A 17,904-nucleotide genomic window follows, 5' to 3' on the forward strand; every position below is an offset into this window, starting at 1 on the left:
GCTGTTTTCAGTTTGTTTACAATTTTAGCCTAGAAAGAGCGCGTTGGATTTGGGCTCCTGGCAGGCTTTTTTGAGTTTTTGACCGGCCGCCAGCAGCGCCGCGCGGTTTACTTTGCGCGCCCCCGCCGGGCACACCGCGATACAGCGCATGCAGGAGATACACAGCGCCTTGTCGGTGCTGGCGGGGTCGCCGGCGGGGATGGCCGCCACCGGGCAGCCGGCGGCACAGCGGCCGCAGCGGGTGCAGCTCTTGCCGGCTTTAGGCACAAAGGGAACGCCGCCGTAGTCGCGGTAGGGCACGTTTCCCGGCAGCCGCAGGCCGGGCGCCAGCGCCTTTTGGGCGATGGCCCGCCTGATCTCCTGCCCAAAGGCGCGCAGCTGCCGGGCGTCTTCGGCGTCGGGGCGGCCGGTGGCGAACTGGCGCATGATCGAGTGCTCGGCCACGGCGGCGATGCCGGCGATACAGGTAAAACCGCCCGCCTCCAGCACGTCTTGCAGCTCGCGCAGCGTGTCGTCGTAATGGCGGTTGCCGTAGACGGCGATCGCCACGGCCATAGCTCCGCCGCCGCGGACGGCCGCCAGCCGCTCTGCGGCGACGGCGGGCACCCGCCCGCCAAAGCTGGGCACCGCCACCAGGCAGATGTCGCCGCTCTGCAGAGAGAGACCGGCGCACCCGCCTTGGGGTGCCGACAGGTCTACCGCGGTGGCCGGCTCGCCCCAGTCGGCAGCGAGGATATCCACCACCTTTTGCGTGCCGCCGGTAGGGCTGAAACAGATGGTATAGAGTGACAAATCGAGGGCCCCTTTCTGTTGTGGGCGCCGCGCCGGCCCCAGAGCGCCGGCCGGTGCGCCTTAAAAATCTTCCAGCGGGGTGACCGCCAGCTGCTCGGGGGTGGTGATGCCGCCGTAGAGCAACCGGGTGTGCCGGCCGGTGTGCAGGTAGTGGGCGAGCATCTGCCCGGCAGTCAGCGGCATGGGCAGCGCGGCGATCTCGCCGAGCGAAAACCAGCGCAGCTGCCCCTCGCTGCTGGTGGCGGGCACGGTGCTGCCGGGCCGCAGGCGGGCAAAGAAAAAGTAGTTCTGCCGGGTCTCGCCGTTTTTTTGGCACAGGGTGATGTAGCGCAGCCGCAGATCGAGGAGATCGCCTTCGCCGAGGCCGCTCTCCTCCTCGAGCTCCCGCAGCGCGCAGGCGCGGGCGTCACCCAGCTCCTCTGGCATAAAATGGCCGCCGATCCCGCACCAGCTGGGCGACACCACCCGTGAGCCAACGCGGTAGAGCAGCAGGATGCGGTCGCCGTCGAGGATGTAGACCGAGGTCATGTTGCGCAGTTTACCGTCCACCAAAACACCTCCCTTTTTAAAAAACAGTGTACTACTTTTGCCGGGCGCATGCAAACCGGCCACACCCAAAAGTTTTTAGCGGCCGCCGATCCCCTAAAAAATCTTTGGGGGGCCTTGTAAAAACCAGTCAATGCCGTAGAATGGAGATTGACCGGTTTGGTCACACATCCGAGAGAGGAGGCGCCCGCAATGCGCCAGACCTTTGATGAGCTGCCGCCAAAACGGCAGCTGCAGATCGTCAACGCCGCCATGGAGGTGTTTGGCAAAAACAGCTATAAGCACGCCTCGACCGAGGAGATCGCCTACCGGGCGGGCATCTCGAAGGGGCTGTTGTTTTACTATTTTAAGAGCAAGCAGGCGCTGTACGAGTATGTGTACCACTACTGCGATAAGCAGGTGCAGCAGACGGTGGCGGCCGACCTGCAGCAGGGCTGCGACGACTTTTTTGAGCTGATGGACCGCGGGGCAGACGCCAAGGCGGACCTGATCCGCCGGCACCCGGCCATTATGGACTTTATGATGCGGGTGTGGGCCGAGCAGGGGCAGCAGCACGCCGAGCAGATCACCAGTCAGCTGCAAAAAGCCATGCGCCAGAATTACGGCCAGTATTTTGCCGGGGTGCGGCTGGACCGCTTTCGCGACGACGTGGACCCGGTGCGGCTGCACCGCATGCTGCTGTTTATGGTGCAGGGCTATGTGGCCGAGATGCAGCGCCTGGGGCTCGCGCCGGATGTGGACGAGATGATGGCCGAGTGGCACTGCTGGCTGCGCGATCTTCGCCGCCTGACTTATAAGGAGGAGTATCAGTGAGCGTGATAGAGATACAAAATATCACCAAGGACTACGGGAAGGGGCGCGGGGTGTTCGATGTGTCGTTTGCCGTGGAGCGGGGCGAAGTGGTGGGCTTTTTGGGCCCCAACGGAGCCGGTAAAACAACGACTATCCGCCAGCTGATGGGCTTTATTCGCCCCGACCGGGGGCGCGCCGAGGTGCTGGGGATGGACTGCTTTGCCCAGCGCGACCAGGTGCAGGCCCGGCTGGGCTACCTGCCGGGCGAGATCGCCTTTATGGAGGACATGACCGGCACGGCGTTTATCCGCTTTATCGCCCAGATGAAAGGCATGGGCGACTTGGCGCGGGCCCGGCAGCTGATGGAATTTTTAGAGCTGGACGGCCGGGGCCGCATCCGGCGCATGTCTAAAGGGATGAAGCAGAAGATCGGGCTGGTGATCGCCTTTATGCAGGACCCGGATGTTCTGGTGCTGGATGAGCCCACCAGCGGCCTGGACCCGCTGATGCAGGGCAAATTCGTGCAGCTGATCAGCCGGGCCAAGAAGGCGGGCAAAACGGTGCTGATGTCCTCCCACATGTTTGAGGAGGTGGAGCAGACCTGCGACCGGGTGGTGATCATCAAAGAGGGCCGCGTGATCGCCGCCGAGGAGATGCAGCACCTGCGCCAGAGCCGCACCAAGGTGTTTTTGATCGACTTTGCCACCGCCGCCGAGGCCGAGCGGTTCTGTGCCGGCGGCGCCGGCCGCCAGCTGGACGGCTGCCGGGTGGTGCTGCGCACCAGCGGGCGGGCCGACGCGCTGATCAAAGAGCTGGCCGGGTACACCGTGACAGAGCTGGCCACCCGCACCCAATCGCTGGAGGAACTGTTTATGCACTACTATGGGAGGGGATCGAAATGACCGGCCCGCTGTTTAAAAGAGAGGCCCGCGCCAACTACAAGCTGGTGCTTTTATTTATGGGGATACTGACGGTGTACGGCGCGCTGATCGTGGCCATGTACGACCCGGAGCTGGGTAAGAGCCTGCAGATGATGGCCGAGAGCATGCCGGAGCTGTTTTCGGCTTTTCAGATGCAGAGCCCCGGCAACACGCTGCTGGAGTTCGTGGGCAACTACCTGTACGGCTTCATCCTCATCGTGATACCGCTTTTGTTCATCGTGCTGATGGCCAGCCGCCTGGTGGCGCGCTATATCGACCGGGGGTCGATGGCCTACCTGCTGGCCACCCCGCACAAGCGGCGCAGCATTATAGCCACGCAGGGGGTATTTATGGCGCTGGGCACGCTGCTTCTGGTGGTGTACGTGACGGTGCTGGTGCTGTTTTGCGGCGGGGCGATGTTTGACGAGCAGCTGGATGTAGGGCGGTTTTTGCTGCTGAACGCGGGGCTCTACGGCCTGCTTTTGTTCATGGCCGGCCTGTGCTTTTTATCGGTGTGCTGCTTTGACCAGACCAAGCTGAGCTGCGGCCTGGGCGCCGGCTCGTGCATCGCCTTTATCCTGCTGCAGATGCTGTCGCAGGTGGGGGACAAGATGGATTGGCTCAAGTACCTGACCCCGCTGACCCTGTTTGACGCCGGTGGCCTGATCGCTGGTGAGAGCGGCGCTGTCGCCGGCTTTTTGGTGCTCTATGCGCTGGGGACCCTGCTCTTTTTGGCCGGTGGCGCGATCTTTTGCCGCCGCGATCTGCCCCTGTAGATATCTTAAAAAAGAAGTGCCGCCAACAGACGAGAGGCGCCGGCCGTGCAAACCGCACACGGCCGGCGCCTTTTTGGGCGTATTGGAGCATGTCTTGGGCATGTTTTGAGCATGTTTTGGGCATGAAAAAAGCCCACGGACAGGTGGGCGGCGGGAGAGCAGCGCTACCGGCTCTCTTTATTCAAATAGTCGATCGCGGCTTGCGCGCTTAAAAACTGCTGCTCGTTGCCGGTGATGTAAGAGACCGCGTCGCTCCACTCGCGGGGCGAGAAATCGCCCTGAGAGAGCGTTTGGGCCGCCTTTAACACGGCGGCGCGCAGCCCGGGCCGGTGCAGGTCTGAGAGGTAGGTGCAGTGGGTCGCCTGGGCCAACTGCTCTAAAAGCGATAACTGCTCTGCCATGACTTGCCCCCCTTTTTAAACGGAATAGAAACTGGTATAAAAAACCATTTTTGTCATAAATTACTAGAAATTGTGACGGTAATTAGACTTAGAGTAACAGCCGCCAAACTGGTGAAAAACCGCTTAAAATGTGTAAAAAACACAAAAATTCGCCAGTAAAACTATTATACGATGATGGTCACAAAATGTCTACCCTCTGGCGCAAATAATTTTGGGGGGCAAAAGGGGCGCTCACCGCGCCGGTTTTTCGGCGGCGGGCCGTTCCTGCTGCGCCTGGCGGCAGCGGCGCAAAAAGGTCTGGTAGCTGACGCCCAGCAGCTTGCCCGCCTGGCGGGAGGAGATCTCGCCCCGCTGCCAGCGGCGGCGCAACTCCTCAAACTGGGGCGGCATGGGGATGGGGGGATGCCCGAAGCGGACCCCCCGGGCCTTGGCGGCGGCAATGCCTTCCGCCTGCCGCTGGCGGATGTTCTCGCGCTCGGTCTGGGCCACATAAGAGAGCAGCTGCAGCACGATATCGGCGATCAGGGTACCGGTGAGGTCGCGCCCCTGGCGGGTGTCGAGCAGGGGCATGTCGAGCACCACGATGGCCGCCTGCTTTTCTTTGGTGATGTGGCGCCACTGCTCGAGGATCTCGTCGTAGTTGCGGCCCAGCCGGTCGATGGATTTGACCACCAGCACATCGCCGGGGCGCAGGCGCCGCACCAGGCGCTGGTAGGCGGGGCGGCAGAAGTCTTTGCCGCTGAGCTTATCCAGGTACCGGTTTTTGTGCGGCACGCCAAACTGGTCCATGGCGATGTGCTGGCGCTCCTCATTCTGGTCTCTGCTGGAGACGCGAATGTAGCCAAACACTCTGCTGACAGTAGTGCTATCGGTAGTGCGGTCGGTGGTGCTGTCCATTTTTTATCCCTCCGTAATAAAATTTGTCGTGTGTATCGAGGTGTATAAAAACAGCGGCTTTACTCTTTACCCTGTATTCTGTACAGGGCGCGGATCGAGCTGGCGGCGCCCGCGCGGGCAGGCAGGTGGCGGCCCTGCCAAAAAACAGGCCGTTTCCACTACAGAAAAAGCGGCACGAATGTGCCGCTTTGGTACACGTATATTTTACAGCTAAACAGGGTCGCCGCATACTGGAAAATGTTTCCCGGGCCGCGGGCCGGTCACCGCCGCTGCCGGGAGAGCACGGCGGCCACCGGGGCGCTGATCAGGGCGGTGATGACGCCGGCGACCAGCGCCTCCAGCGTGCCGTTGAGACCGATGACCCCCATGATGATCCCGCCCAGGGCGCTGTAGGGGACATTTTTGACCTGCTGGGCGTACACCGGGCCAAACAGCAGCCAAATGCCCCCCATCACCAGCAGCGTGTTCACAAACGAGCCCACCACACCGCACAGACCGCTGGCAAAGGTCTGCCGGGCGCGGCTTTTTTGGCACAGGGACGAGAGGCCCCGGTACAGCCAGCCGGCGGCCACCCCGATGAGAATGCGGGGCAAAAAGCAGATGAGCAGGCTGTACAGCGCGTTTTTGGCGCCGCCCATGCCGATGGAAGCGGCGTAAAACGGGGAGAACACGAACGATGAGGGGCCGGGGCGCACCGTGTTGATGAGCAGGCTGGACAGACCGAACACCCCGCCCAAAAAGCCGCCGGCGGCCGGCCCCAGCCAGATGGCCCCCAAAATGACGGGGATGTGGATGGTGGTGGCGTTGATGGGCCCCAGCGGGATAAAGCCCAGCGGAGTGAGGGCCAGCACAAAGATGATGGCCGAGAGCAGAGCCAGCTGGACCGTGCGGACAGTGCCCCTTTGGTGGATGGCGGATGATTTCATAGCGATACCTCCTGCTGCCGCTCCCCAGCAGTGGGGATGCAGCGCATTATTAGCGGGTATCTCGGTGCGCTCGTTGGCGCCTGCGGGGCGCGCACAGCGGCGGCTGGTACCGGTCCGGCGCAAAAGTGCTGCCGGCCGGCCCCACCGCGATAATGTGCATTTTGCCGCCGGCGCCCGGGGCTTTTAGCGGCGGTTTTTGCAGTAGATCTGCCGCAGCCCGCGCAGGAGCAGATGGGCGTCTTGCACCAGCGGGGTGCGGCAGCAGGGGGCGATCAGCGGCGCGAACTCGCCGGTGGCGACGACCGTGGGCGCCTGCCCCAACAGCTGTGTGTAGCGGGCGACCATACCGTCGACCATGCTGGCGGCGCCGTAGACGATGCCGGTCTGCATGGCCTCGGCAGTGTTTTTGCCCAGAACGCTGGCCGGCGCCTTTAGCGCCACCTGCGGCAGCTGAGCGGCGCGGTCGGCAAGCGCCTGCGCGCCCACCTCTACCCCCGGCGCTATACAGCCCCCCAGGTACTGGCCGCCATCGCCGATACAGCAGATGGTGGTGGCGGTGCCGAAATTGCAGACCAGCGCCGGCAGCGGGTAGGCGCTGGCAGCGGCCACCGCCCCGCACACCCGGTCGCTGCCCAGAGCGGCGGGGGCGTCGAGCCGGATGTCCAGCCCGGTCTTTACCCCCGGCCCCACACAGACGGCCGCGCAGCCGCAGAGCTGTTTTACAGCCGCCGTGAGCGCCGGGTACAGGCCCGGCACCACCGAGGAGATGGCCGCGCCGTCAAAGCTGTTTGGCGCGCAGCCGTACAGCGCCAGCAGCTGGCCCAGCATGAGCGCGTGCTCATCGGGCAGCGGCGTGTGGCGGGTGGCGGTGCGGGCGGTGAATACCAGCTCGTCGCCGCGAAAGGCGCCCAGCGTGGTGGTGGCGTTGCCCACCTCTAAGACCAGCAGCACGGTAAGACCTCCCTTTTTTATAACTACTGCAAGAGAGCAGCCGCCTATAGGCTGTGCCGCTCTGGCGGGCTGTACCGAGTGCCGAGCTACGAGCTACAAGCAATAAGCAATGAGCGCACCGACCTCCCGCAGTGGCAGTATACCAGAAATACCGCCCGCTGTAAACGCCGGCCACGCGTGCGGGCCGGCGCGGTCGCGCCCGGAAAAACGGCGATCGGCCGAGCGGCGTACGGCGCGCGGCGGAATTTATAAAATCGGCGGCCCCGGTGCGCGGCAGTGACAGTATTGCACAGAGAACGAGACGCGAAATCGGCAAAATGAGAGAAATTTAGGGGGGTATATTTGGCCCGGTGTGTCGATATGGTATACTGTTTAAAGATACAGGGTGCGCGCTGTGTGGACCCGCTTTGTGGCGGTGCGCAGAATGCGCCGCAGTTTCGCGGCCCTGCAGCAGAGGTGTTTGGTAAGCCCTGCGCAAGAGGAGGAACAGCTCATGAAAAAATGCAGCCAATGTGGCAATGAATTTGAGGGCAATTTTTGCACGGAATGCGGCGCGCCGGCCCCGGCCGACGCGCCGGTACAGAGCGCTGCGGACAAGAGCGCCGCGGCGCCCCGCCGCTGCCGGAACTGCGGCAAAGAATTAAGCGGGAACTTCTGCATGTTCTGCGGCACCCCGGCCGACCAGCCGCAGCCCGCGCCGGTACCGCCCACCCCGGCAGACCCCGCCGCCGGGACAGCGGGCGACAGCCAGCCCGTGCCGGTACCGCCCACCCCGGCAGACCCCGCCGCCGGGGCAGCGGGCGACAGCCAACCCGCGCCGGTGCCGCCCACCCCGGCAGACCCCGCCGCCGGGACAGCGGGCGATAGCCAGCCCGCGCCGGTGCCGCCCACCCCGGCAGACCCCGCCGCCGGGGCAGTGGGCGACAGCCAGCCCGCGCCGGTGCCGCCCGCCGCGGCAGACCCCGCCGCCGGGGCAGCGGGCGACAGCCAATCCGCGCCGGTGCCGCCCGCCCCGGGCAGCATCAGCTGGGGGGCGCCGCCGAGCGGCCAAAACCCGGCCTCGGTCTACACCACGGGACAGCTGCACCCCCAGCCGGCCGCCGGTGGGGCCAAAAAGCAGAACAAGAAAAAGACCTTTATCATCATTGGGGCGGTCGTCGGCGCGCTGCTTTTGCTGCTGGTGGTGGCGGGCGTGCTGCTGGCGCTGGGCGGCAGCGACGACGAGCGGCCGGGCAGCTCGTCGGGCGCGGTGCAGAGCGACGACGTCAAGATAGAGTCGGCGCTGTTTAAAATGGACCCCGACGAGTTCGTAGAGCGCTATAACCAGTACAAAAAAGGCGGCGTGGCCGATATCTCCAAGCTGACGGCCGGCGACGGCGGCGCGTACTACGCCGATATGGGCAGCGGCAGCCAGATGGTGATCGTGGTCGATGGCAGCGACGTGCAGTATATCGGCATCCGCCACGCCGCCACCGGCAGCACCGACCGCTTTGAGGACAGCTGTGAGAGCGCGGTGCTCGCCGTGAACCCCTCTATCCGCGAAAAGGACCTGGACAACGTCATGGACCTGCTCGACGAGGTGATCGACGGCGAGCGCGACAGCGGCACCCAGGCCCGCAATAAGGTCGTGTACGCGATATCGACAGACGGCGATCAGGTGGTGTTTTTGATCGCGCCGGTCGGCGCGCCCAACAGCGGCGTGGAGCTGCCCTGGGATACGGCGCCGGCGGGCGGCAGCTCGGGCTCGTCCTCGCAGAGCGCCTCCAGCGGCACGCCGAGCAAGACGGTCAACTGGCACAAAGAAGGCATGTACAAGGTCGGCACCGACATCCCGGCCGGCGAGTACGTGGTGCAGAACACCAGCGATCTGTCCTGCTACATCGAGGTTTCATCCGACTCGTCCGGCGAGTTCGACAGCATCATCACCAACGACAACCTGGACACCTTCGGCTACATCACCCTGCAGGACGGCCAGTACTTCACCGTCAACCGCGGCCGTTTCGCCGCTGAGGCGGAGGTGCAGATCACCAGCAAAAACGGCGTGTACAGCGAAGGCATGTACAAGGTGGGCAAAGACCTGCCGGCCGGCGAGTACAAGGTGACCTGCAACAGCGAGTACTCCTGCTATATCGAGGTATCTTCCGACAGCACCGGCAACTTCGACAGCATCATCACCAACGACAACTTCGATGGTGAAAAGTATGTGACGGTATCGGAGGGGCAGTACCTCACCGTTACCCGCGGCACCTTTACCGCAGCCTGAGCAGTGGGCAGCAAGCCGGACCGGTAGAGCGCCTGTTATCCTTAAAAAAGAGGCCTGTGGTCACAGTGGAGACCACAGGCCTTTATTTTGAGGAAAAGTGGAGACATTTTGTGCTTTTTTGCAAAATTTGCGCCTAAAAGTGGAGAAACGAGGAGCCGGATATGCCGAAAATTTGCCCTGCCGGCGCTGCTGTGTTATAATGTACGCTGTATGAGGAAAAGAATAGAGAGAATAGGCCCCACCAGGGGAATATCGGTTTGCGGGGCGGCGGTGCGCTTTTGGTGCACCTGTACCCAGCGGCAGTCGCCCGGCAAACAGAAGAGAAGATGTGGGGTGAAGATATGCCCAAGTGCCTGAAATGCGGCAGAGAATATGCGGGCGACAGCTGCCCCTGCTGCCAGCGGCCTGCGCAGTGGCAAGAGGAAGAAAAGGAAGACCGGGCAGACGGGGCGGGACCTCTGCCCGAGCCGGCGGAGGAGACGCCGCGCCCCGGCAAGGTGCCAGTGGTGCAGGAGGTGCCGGCCGACCAGGTACTGCTGGCAAGCGAGGCGGCGCCGCGGCAAAAAGGGCGGCGCAACTGGCTGGCGCTGGGTGCCGCGCTGCTGGCCGTACTGGTGCTGGTGTTGGTGGCGGCGATGGTGCTGGGCCTGTTTCGCAGCAGCACCAGCGGCAAAAAGAGCGCTGCGGCCCGGCCCGATACGGCGGCGACACAGAATAAAGAAGCGGAGACGACCGCCGACGTGCCGATCAAAAACGGGCGCTTTGACGTAAAGCCCGACCAGCTGCGGGAGCGGATGAACAGCTGGCTCACCGGGCAAAAAGCGGTGGGGAAATTTACCGTGCAGGACACCGGCGGGTACACCTTTTTTACCGCCAAGTTGGGCGGTAAGGTGCAGCTGGTGCTGACCTGCCCGGAAGGGGAGAGCCGCATCAGCTCGATCATGACCGAGATGCCTATCGACGGCGGCGACACCCGGGTGTACAGCGGCTACCTGACTGCGCTGGTGCAGTGCATGCAGCCCTCGACAGCCCAGCAGGACTGCCCGCTGGTTCTGCAAAAATTAGAGGAGATCGGGCTGGGCTCGGGCAAGGCAGAGACGGCGTCTTTACAGCGCAGTGGGATCTTGTACCTGTTTACAGCCGACAGAGAGGCCAAGACGCTGGGCGTGTCGCTGGTTCCGGATACGGCCAACACGCTGGTCATCGAAGACACCCAGTGAGCTGGCAGCGCTGCCGCTCCAGAGCCGGATAAAACGAAATAGAACCGGCCATGCATAAGCCGAAAAAAGCCCACCTGCCAACTGCGGGTGGGCTTTTTTGCCGGATAAAATGCGGCGTGTGGTGGTGTGGGATGCAGTGCGCAAAAATAGCGGTGCGGCGGGCGGTACAGGCAGCGGCGTAGATAGCAGACAGTAAACTGTAAACAGCAAACAGGACACGAGACCTCGGCGGCACCGCGCAGACGGCAGATGGCAGACGACAGACGACAGACGACGGACAGCGATAGCAGGCAGCAGAAGGCACACGGCAAATGGCAGACGACGGACGGCATACAGCAGACGGCAGATGGCAGACGAGACGGACGGCATACAGCAGACGACAGACAGCAGGTGGCAGACGATAAACGCGACACACAGCAGACGGTAGATGAGACACACAGCAGACGGTAGATGAGACACACGGCAGACGGTAGATGAGACAAACAGCAGACGGCAGAAGGCACACGGCAAATGGCAGACGACGGACGGCATACAGCAGACGACAGACAGCAGGTGGCAGACAGCACACAGCAGAAGGCACATGGCAGACGACGGACGGTATACAGTAGACGGCAGATAGCAGACGGTAGACAGCACACAGCGGACGGCAAACAGCGCCCGCCGCAGTGCGGTGCGGCATACAATACAGACGGGCGGCCGAGGACCCTGGTGGGGACCGGTCGCCCGCTTTTTATAGATAGATCACTGCAGGCGGCCCTCTGCCCGGTAGAGATCGATGGCTTTGCAGATGAAGTGCTGGGGAAGACCCAGCTCCTCGGCCAGTTGCCAGCACTCGCCGCCGCTGCCCAGCGCCTTTTGCAGGCGCTCGGGGGGGAGGAGCTGATGGATGGCCCAGCGGTCGGCGCGGTACTCGTGCCGCTCGATCAGGTCGTAGGGGCTGGCCACAGCGTGGGTGGCGCCGGTGTGGACATGGCCGCATTCGTGGGCCAGCGCACAGAGCTCATCGGCGGCGGTGCCGAACTGCTCATCGTCGATAAATACCGCGTAGCGGCCGTTCATCTCGATGGTGGCGGCCCCCAGATCCCCCACCGGGTAGCGGCTAAAAACTGAGATACCGTCGGCGTAGGCCTGACAGTACAGTTCGACCAGCAGCGAGGTGGCATCCATTTACTTTCCTTCCTTCTCCTGTTGCTGCTTAAAAAAGCGGGCCATCTCCAGCAGCTTTTGGCGATTTTCTTCGGTCAGGTCGCGGGTCTCGCCGTATAGGGCATAGGTGAAACTGTCAAAGGTGATGTCGCCGTTATCGGTGTCGTCGCCGGGTGCGGCATCGCCCAGCAGATAGTCGACGCGTACGGCAAAATAGTCGGCAATACGGCGCAACATATCCAGGTTGGGCTGCCGGCCGCCGTTCTCCCAATTCGATACGGTGTTCTGCGCGACTTGCAAGTCGCGGGCAAAAGCCTGCTGGGTGATCTTCCGCTCTCTGCGCAGCTGGCGCAATCTCTCGCCGAACATGGTGTTCCTCCTTATTGTGAGACTGCCGGCCGCTCGCTAAAAGATACCGGCAAACTGAGATGTATGTACTCAGCATATCACAAAACGGGATGGTTTGTAAAGAGATTTTGCACCTTTAGGGGCGAGAAATACCTGTTCCTACCGCTGTTATGGACTGCTCTACGGCACAGTTCAGCGCAAAAAGAGATAAATACAAAGAAAAATATCTCAAAATGAGTTGACTGCTGGGGCGTTACATGGTAATATCTCATTACAGGATAATTTGGCAAGCGGCCAGAAGGGAGATATCAAGATGAGAAATTACTTAAAAGAGATGCGCGAGGACAGAGGCCTTTTGCAGTGTGAGGTGGCCAGGCGCGTGGGCATCAGCCAGAATTACTACTGCATGATCGAGCGGGGCAGCCGGCAAAAGCGCATGCAGGTGGATATGGCCTACCGGCTGGCAAAAGCGCTGCGGGTGCGGCCGGAGCAGATCCTGCGCCACGAGCAGACCGGCAAGATGTAGAGCTCTTACCCTGTTAACAGTATAGCAGGAGATATGTACGATAAAACGGACTTTTGAGACAGGAGGAAAGAAAAATGGACAGAGGTATAGAGACCCCGTACGACGCGCGGCTGCGCGAGACCCGCGAGCTGCTGGAGCTGTATGGCCGGGCGGACGCCAGAGAGATCAAACGGGCGCTTTTAGAGGCGCTGACCGAGCGGGAGCAGGCACTGCAGAGACGGGCGGCAGATCACTGCCGCCGCTGTGGGGGGCAGCGCTGATAGCGGCCCCGACCAAGGCGCGGCTGGAGTATTACGCCCGGGACATCGGCCTGGAACGCGACCGCAAATTCAGGCGTCCCCGGCTGCAGCACGGGGCGGTGGTGGTGCTGGTGTACGAGCTGCTCTTAGACCTGATATACGGCGATCAGGGCTACTTTTTGTACTACGGCAGCACTGACCAAAAAGAGGACGTGCACTGGGCGATACAGACGGGGCTGCAGGGCAAAGACCAGCCCGTGGTAGACAAGATCAGCAAGATGGTGGCGTCGCTTATCGACAGCGGGCTTTTTGAGCCCCGGCTGGCCGAACAGGGGATACTGACGTCGCACCGCATCCAGCGCACCTACTACCGGGCCACGGTGGAGCGGCGCGAAGTGCAGATACAGCCCGCCTACTGGCTGCTCTCGCCCGAGGAGATGCAGCTCTTATCGCGCAAGAGCGCGATCCTGCGCCAATTCGACCGGGGAGAAAACGGCGTTTATGGGGCGAATAACGGTGAAGATCCCCCGCGTGAAGCGCAAAGTAAAGAAAAGGACAGTACCCGCAGCGGCGGCGGCCCGCGAGCATTGGATATATACGTAGAGGACGTGCTGGATACCGACGAGGGCCAACAGCTGCGGCCAGACTACCCCCAGCTGTTTGGGGGCATCGGCCAGCATCGGGTGCTGCTCACCGACGCCCAGATCGACAGCTTGATGATCCAGATCGGCCACGAGGCCTTTGACTATTACGTGGAAAAGCTGGCGGATTACATCGGCCATAAGGGGCGTTTTGTCAAGGACCACTACCGGACCATTTTAAAGTGGGCCAGAGAGGACGGGAAGGTATGAGCAGACACAGCGGCATGACGGTCCGGGAACTGGCGCACCTGGGCCATCTGCAGCGGGAGATAGAGCTCGACCGCCGCCGCTTGCGGGAGCTGGAGGCGGCCGCGACCGACACCTCATCGCGGGTGACGGGCCCATTCTGGTTTGTGATCAGCGGTGTGTGCAACTGTTGATCTGCCCAGAGAACGCGGCTGATATTTAGCAGCAGTTTGCGCTGGAAACTTGAAAGAGCCGATTGTGTACATCCCCTACATACTGTATAATAGATTACAGAGATTGGAGGGTTCTATATGAAAAAGGTATTGGCGATGATACTGTGCCTGTGTGTGGCGCTGGGGGTATTTGCGGGGTGTGGGAAGAAACATAGTTTTGGTGTTGACTATGAGGATTTTGAGAGCGACTTGCAGACAGAGGCGCTATCTTTAGGGGTGCGACTGACATTTGAAAAAGAAGAGTCTGACATTGAAGGGGAAATTGAAAGTATATACTCTGCATCAAGTTCGAATGAAAAGCCGTCGGCTGAAATTTCGGACGAGTCCGTTAGCATCTATATTACACGTAACGAAAAAAAAGGCGACGTGAAGAGCGTGGTCATCGTTGCTTTTGGCGCTCCTCGGGGGGCGAAGACCAGAAGACTGACCCCCCAATTGTACAGGGCGATCATTCCGCTACTCGACAAGGAGTCAGACGATGCAGCGATAGAGGATATTGTTGGTAAACTGCACGTAGATGACTTTACAGAATATGGGGAAAATACCACTTCGGCAAACGGCGTAAAATATGGTTTTGATGTTCAGAAATGCGACTGCCAAGCGAATATAGTGACTCATCAATATCATGTCGTAGCAACTTTTTACCCGGAATAAATTGAATAGAACGGCTCGGTCAATGTTGGCGGGGCAACTAAAAAGGCACATCTCTCGATGTGCCTTTTTTATACGAGAGACATGGAGACTGGTAAAAGAGAGGTAGCGCGCAAGCCATGTAAACCATATTGGAAGTATACTGGCAGCCACTGACCGCGTTTTGCGTATGCGATAAAAGCGGTGTAAAGTTCGACTTTTTGGGGGCCATTGGGGACCAGATGCCCCCGAAGCGCCTCAAAAATGCTCCGTACCGCTGCTTGCATAAACGACGGGCGACAGCGCTTGCCAGAAGATCATACATGCGCGCGGCGTTTGCTGTAACGCTGGCAAAGATATCCGGTGTGCTGGTAGTCCGCCGCCAGCCCCAAAGATACCGGCTCCCAGTCTCGGCGGGCGGCGCTTGGCGCGCCTGCGGAATACGCGCTGTGTGTGGGTACTGGTCTGGCGGCTGTTTCCGGGGGCACAAGGCAGCTGCCGGCCACCACCTCCACGGCTGCCGGCGGCAGCGGATCACCTCGATAGGTGGCGCTGCCACCGCCCGATGGAGCAGCCCCACTGCTTAGGCGCTTGGCGGTGCCGACCACCTTACAGACGACCGGAAGAGGTGCGCATTTTTAGGCTGGAACAATAGCCATAGGCACGATGGTTCCTGATATTTTAGGCGCTTTTTATGATCTGTTCGCGCCTAGTAGACAAAAATGCCGAAAAAGCTCGGTTTTGCTGCGAAAAGTCGTTGGGACACGGACAGAACACGACTTGTCCAAGCCTCAACTGTATAACATGCACAGAAATGTTGCAAGTAAAATAGGCGTGTGATATGATTGTTACATAATTTGGATAAAAATGGTTTTTATATAGAGTGCGCCGCCTGTGTCACCAGGTGGATACAGGCCCCTGCGAGGCGGCCGGGAAAGGACCACTATGCAGCAAGACGCAACGAACATCCTCGACGATCTGGGCAATGTGGCGGTGTATGTGATCAGCCGTGAGGACCACCGGATCCTGTACTACAATCGGCGAGTAGAGCGGGTGAGCCCCCAGGTGCGGGTGGGGATGATCTGCCACCAGGTGTGGCCGGAGGGGTGCCAAAACTGCCCGCTCCACACCATCGGCGACGCCGAGACCAGCACATCGATCAGCAGCGGCGACGCCTTTGGCGAAGTGGTCGATATCTCGGCCACCAAAACTGTTTGGGAGGACGGAACACCGGCCTACATCATCACCGTGGCCCCCCACCAATTCACCGAGATCGAACAGCAGGCCATCTTAGACCGCGAGCTCCTCATGCGGGGCATCCTGCAGATCTACGACTCGGTCGTGTCGGTCGATCTGTCACAGGACAGCTATACCTTCCTCTCGCAGTACCGCGGCCCGGGCAAACAGCCCTTTGGCAGGACCGGGACGTACTCCGAGCTGATCGGCGGCGTGGCCGACAGGTTAGAGGAGCCGGAGCGGCAGGCCTACCTGAGCGCCTTTATGCCTGCGGCGGCCAGGCAGGTGTGGCGAAACACCGCCAAAGACCCCTACTTGCAGCACCGCTGGCGGGACGCGCTGGAGGAGGAGCCGCGCTGGTATGAGACGTGGCTGGTGCGGGTGCAGGACCCGTTTGGCCAGCGGCAGCTGGCGGTGCTGCTCAGCCGCTGTATCCAGCAGCAAAAAGAGGATGAGCAGCGCCTGCAGGAGGCGCTGGAGATAGACAACCAGAACCTGCGGGGGGTGTGCGGCAAATACATCGTGCGCGACCAGAACGTGTACCTCCTGCAGGGCAGCGACCGCTACTTTCAGCTGCTGGATACCTCGCCGTCCGATTACCGCGACGGCATTTTTCCGGGCATGGACCCCCGCCAGCGCCGCCGCTACATCTGCATGATGGTGGAGAAGTCGGCGCTGCACGAGCCCATCTCGCTGGAGTTTGCGCGCCAAAAAAAAGACGGCAGCACCCAGTGGCTCCAGGTGCAGTTCATCTACACCGGCCAGCGCGGCAACGCCCCCCTGTACTACGGGATACTGGTCGATATCACGGCGCGCAAAATGCTGGAAAAAGAGCACCACGAGCTCTTTGAGCAGCTGCCGGTAGGGGTGGCCAAGCTGCTTTTAGACAGAGACCTGAGCCTGCTGGAAGCCAACCGCGCCTATCTGGACATCCTGGGCTGCGAGATGGCGGACATGATCGACGGGGCGCTGGCCTGGGTGCACCCGGACGACCGCGACCAGGTGCAAAGAGAGGTGGAGGCGGCCCGCGGCGGCGCGCCTTTGGATATGGAGATGCGGGTGCGGCGGCGCGACGGCACCGTGGTGTGGGTGCAGGTGCAGGGCCGCCCGGCCGGAGAGCTGGACGGCGTGCCGGTGACCCAGGTGGTGGTGCGCGAAAAGACCGACCGCCACCGCATGCGGCAGGAGCTGGAGGACCTGCGCGCCCGCTACCGCCAGGTCATCGAGGGCGGGGAGTGCCGCCCCACGCTGTACGATGGGGCGACCGGGCAGTTTATAAAGCCGCCGGAGCAGCAGCCCGGCAGCCTGAGCGGCAGCGTCGTTTTCGACTACGACCTCAAAGAGGACCAGCTCACCTTTTCCGAGCCGTTTCTGGCCTATTTTGGCGGCGAGCAGCGGGTGTTTACCAAAGCCCGGCGGCTGCTGGCACACACCAGACTGATACACCCCGACGACCGGGCCGCGCTGCGCGCGGTGCTGGAGTACTGCCGGCGCGAGCGCGGCCCGGTGCGCTGCTATCTGCGGTTTCATACGCTGGCTCGGGGCATGCAGCGGTTTTCTGTCTCGATAAGCTCGCTCTGGGACCAGAGCGGCAGCCGCGTGCTGGGGCTGGTGGGTAAGATCGTACACGATGTAGAGCAGCCGGCGGAGGAGAGCAGCCCGCGCCGCGACGCGCTGACCGGGCTGTACGACCGGCAGGCGCTGGTGCGGCAGGTCGAGACCTACCTGCGCTTTGGGCAGCAAAAGCTGGGGCTGATCCTGGTGGATATCGACGACTTTTCCGGCGTCAATGCCGAGCTGGGGCACGTGGCCGGCGATGCGCTGCTGCGCAACATCGCCGGGCGGCTGCGCCGCAGCGTGGACAGACACGACATCGTGGCCCGCAGCGGCGGCGACCAGTTCGCACTGCTGCTCAAGGGGCTGGACGGCCGCGAGGACCTGGAGGAGCGGCTGCAGCAGGTGCTGGCAAAGCTGTACCAGCCGTTTTCAGCGCCGCACGCCGCCCGCGGCCTCAAGATGAGCATCGGGGTCTGCTGTGCGCCGGATGAGGCGGCCACCTGCCGCCAGCTGCTGGCGCGGGCCGAAGAAGCCGTGCAGAGGGCCAAGAAACTGGGCGGCGGCCGCTGCGTTTTGTACGGGGAGATGTAGCCCGCCCGCCGGGTGATAAAAACGGTGACTTGCGGGGGCCGGTATGGTACAATGAGAGCTAGACAACAGGCGCCGGGGTCTGCGCGG

General features: G+C 61.9%; 19 protein-coding genes. 11 read left to right on the plus strand and 8 right to left on the minus strand.

Features of this window, described 5'->3' with window-relative positions; all coding sequences use genetic code 11:
- Nucleotides 1-24 precede the first annotated feature (24 nt).
- Entirely contained in the window at nucleotides 25-792 is a 768-nt protein-coding gene (locus H8K20_RS03065) for a 4Fe-4S binding protein (protein ID WP_186487444.1), read from the minus strand.
- Nucleotides 793-852: 60 nt separating this feature from the next.
- On the minus strand, nucleotides 853-1,341 hold the full coding sequence (locus H8K20_RS03070) for an NUDIX domain-containing protein (RefSeq protein WP_186487445.1): 489 nt from the start codon (nucleotides 1,339-1,341) through the stop codon (nucleotides 853-855).
- 189 nt (nucleotides 1,342-1,530) lie between these two features.
- Here H8K20_RS03070 and H8K20_RS03075 point away from each other — a divergent pair, with 189 nt between their 5' ends.
- Genes H8K20_RS03075 through H8K20_RS03085 form a run of 3 tightly spaced genes read left to right on the plus strand, consistent with a single transcriptional unit; the run spans nucleotide 1,531 to nucleotide 3,826 of the window.
- Nucleotides 1,531-2,151 carry a TetR/AcrR family transcriptional regulator gene (locus tag H8K20_RS03075; protein WP_105205796.1) on the plus strand — a complete coding sequence of 207 codons (621 nt, stop codon included), beginning with the start codon at nucleotides 1,531-1,533 and terminating at the stop codon, nucleotides 2,149-2,151.
- The gene (locus H8K20_RS03080) at nucleotides 2,148-3,032 is read left to right on the plus strand and encodes an ATP-binding cassette domain-containing protein (RefSeq protein WP_186487446.1); all 885 of its coding nucleotides are present in this window, start codon (nucleotides 2,148-2,150) and stop codon (nucleotides 3,030-3,032) included. The genes H8K20_RS03075 and H8K20_RS03080 overlap by 4 nt, the downstream gene beginning before the upstream one ends.
- Nucleotides 3,029-3,826 (plus strand): ABC transporter permease subunit, encoded by a 798-nt coding sequence (locus H8K20_RS03085; RefSeq protein ID WP_105205794.1) that lies wholly within the window; start codon nucleotides 3,029-3,031, stop codon nucleotides 3,824-3,826. The genes H8K20_RS03080 and H8K20_RS03085 overlap by 4 nt, the downstream gene beginning before the upstream one ends.
- Before the next feature lie 164 nt (nucleotides 3,827-3,990).
- Here H8K20_RS03085 and H8K20_RS03090 read toward each other — a convergent pair whose 3' ends face one another.
- The 4 genes from H8K20_RS03090 to H8K20_RS03105 form a co-directional block, all read right to left on the minus strand.
- Complete coding sequence (locus H8K20_RS03090; protein WP_105205793.1) at nucleotides 3,991-4,227, minus strand: hypothetical protein; 237 nt, start codon at nucleotides 4,225-4,227, stop codon at nucleotides 3,991-3,993.
- A gap of 231 nt (nucleotides 4,228-4,458) precedes the next feature.
- Nucleotides 4,459-5,124 carry a recombinase family protein gene (locus H8K20_RS03095; RefSeq protein ID WP_105205792.1) on the minus strand — a complete coding sequence of 222 codons (666 nt, stop codon included), beginning with the start codon at nucleotides 5,122-5,124 and terminating at the stop codon, nucleotides 4,459-4,461.
- A gap of 260 nt (nucleotides 5,125-5,384) precedes the next feature.
- Nucleotides 5,385-6,050, minus strand: coding sequence for an ECF transporter S component (locus tag H8K20_RS03100; RefSeq protein ID WP_105205791.1), 666 nt, complete (start codon nucleotides 6,048-6,050; stop codon nucleotides 5,385-5,387).
- Between the two features lie 183 nt (nucleotides 6,051-6,233).
- Nucleotides 6,234-7,001: a type III pantothenate kinase gene (locus tag H8K20_RS03105; protein WP_186487447.1), complete on the minus strand. Its 768-nt coding sequence runs from the start codon at nucleotides 6,999-7,001 to the stop codon at nucleotides 6,234-6,236.
- A 493-nt stretch (nucleotides 7,002-7,494) separates the two neighbouring features.
- Between H8K20_RS03105 and H8K20_RS03110 the strand changes: the two genes are divergently transcribed.
- Together H8K20_RS03110 and H8K20_RS03115 are read left to right on the plus strand one after the other, a co-directional pair.
- Nucleotides 7,495-9,264 carry a zinc ribbon domain-containing protein gene (locus H8K20_RS03110; RefSeq protein ID WP_186487448.1) on the plus strand — a complete coding sequence of 590 codons (1,770 nt, stop codon included), beginning with the start codon at nucleotides 7,495-7,497 and terminating at the stop codon, nucleotides 9,262-9,264.
- A gap of 326 nt (nucleotides 9,265-9,590) precedes the next feature.
- Nucleotides 9,591-10,484, plus strand: a complete 894-nt coding sequence (locus H8K20_RS03115) for a hypothetical protein (RefSeq protein WP_186487449.1) — start codon at nucleotides 9,591-9,593, stop codon at nucleotides 10,482-10,484.
- Nucleotides 10,485-11,225: 741 nt separating this feature from the next.
- Here H8K20_RS03115 and H8K20_RS03120 read toward each other — a convergent pair.
- Nucleotides 11,226-11,651, minus strand: coding sequence for an ImmA/IrrE family metallo-endopeptidase (locus H8K20_RS03120; protein WP_186487450.1), 426 nt, complete (start codon nucleotides 11,649-11,651; stop codon nucleotides 11,226-11,228).
- Nucleotides 11,652-11,999, minus strand: a complete 348-nt coding sequence (locus tag H8K20_RS03125; protein WP_186487451.1) for a helix-turn-helix domain-containing protein — start codon at nucleotides 11,997-11,999, stop codon at nucleotides 11,652-11,654.
- 292 nt (nucleotides 12,000-12,291) lie between these two features.
- On the opposite strand from H8K20_RS03125, the gene H8K20_RS03130 reads away from it, so the two are divergent.
- From H8K20_RS03130 to H8K20_RS03150, 6 genes are all read left to right on the plus strand, one after another.
- Nucleotides 12,292-12,504, plus strand: coding sequence for a helix-turn-helix transcriptional regulator (locus H8K20_RS03130; protein WP_105206020.1), 213 nt, complete (start codon nucleotides 12,292-12,294; stop codon nucleotides 12,502-12,504).
- Nucleotides 12,505-12,578: 74 nt separating this feature from the next.
- Nucleotides 12,579-12,764, plus strand: a complete 186-nt coding sequence (locus H8K20_RS13630) for a hypothetical protein (RefSeq protein ID WP_164998309.1) — start codon at nucleotides 12,579-12,581, stop codon at nucleotides 12,762-12,764.
- Between the two features lie 23 nt (nucleotides 12,765-12,787).
- The gene (locus tag H8K20_RS03135) at nucleotides 12,788-13,594 is read left to right on the plus strand and encodes a Lin1244/Lin1753 domain-containing protein (protein WP_279287465.1); all 807 of its coding nucleotides are present in this window, start codon (nucleotides 12,788-12,790) and stop codon (nucleotides 13,592-13,594) included.
- Entirely contained in the window at nucleotides 13,591-13,764 is a 174-nt protein-coding gene (locus H8K20_RS03140) for a hypothetical protein (protein ID WP_186487452.1), read from the plus strand. Before H8K20_RS03135 ends, H8K20_RS03140 begins: the two co-directional genes overlap by 4 nt.
- 117 nt (nucleotides 13,765-13,881) lie before the next feature.
- Nucleotides 13,882-14,457: a hypothetical protein gene (locus H8K20_RS03145; RefSeq protein WP_186487453.1), complete on the plus strand. Its 576-nt coding sequence runs from the start codon at nucleotides 13,882-13,884 to the stop codon at nucleotides 14,455-14,457.
- Nucleotides 14,458-15,378: 921 nt separating this feature from the next.
- On the plus strand, nucleotides 15,379-17,817 hold the full coding sequence (locus H8K20_RS03150; RefSeq protein ID WP_186487454.1) for a diguanylate cyclase domain-containing protein: 2,439 nt from the start codon (nucleotides 15,379-15,381) through the stop codon (nucleotides 17,815-17,817).
- The last annotated feature ends 87 nt before the right edge of the window (nucleotides 17,818-17,904 follow it).

The sequence above is a fragment of the Neobittarella massiliensis (ex Bilen et al. 2018) genome (genome assembly GCF_014269355.1).
Classification (GTDB): domain Bacteria; phylum Bacillota; class Clostridia; order Oscillospirales; family Ruminococcaceae; genus Neobittarella; species Neobittarella massiliensis.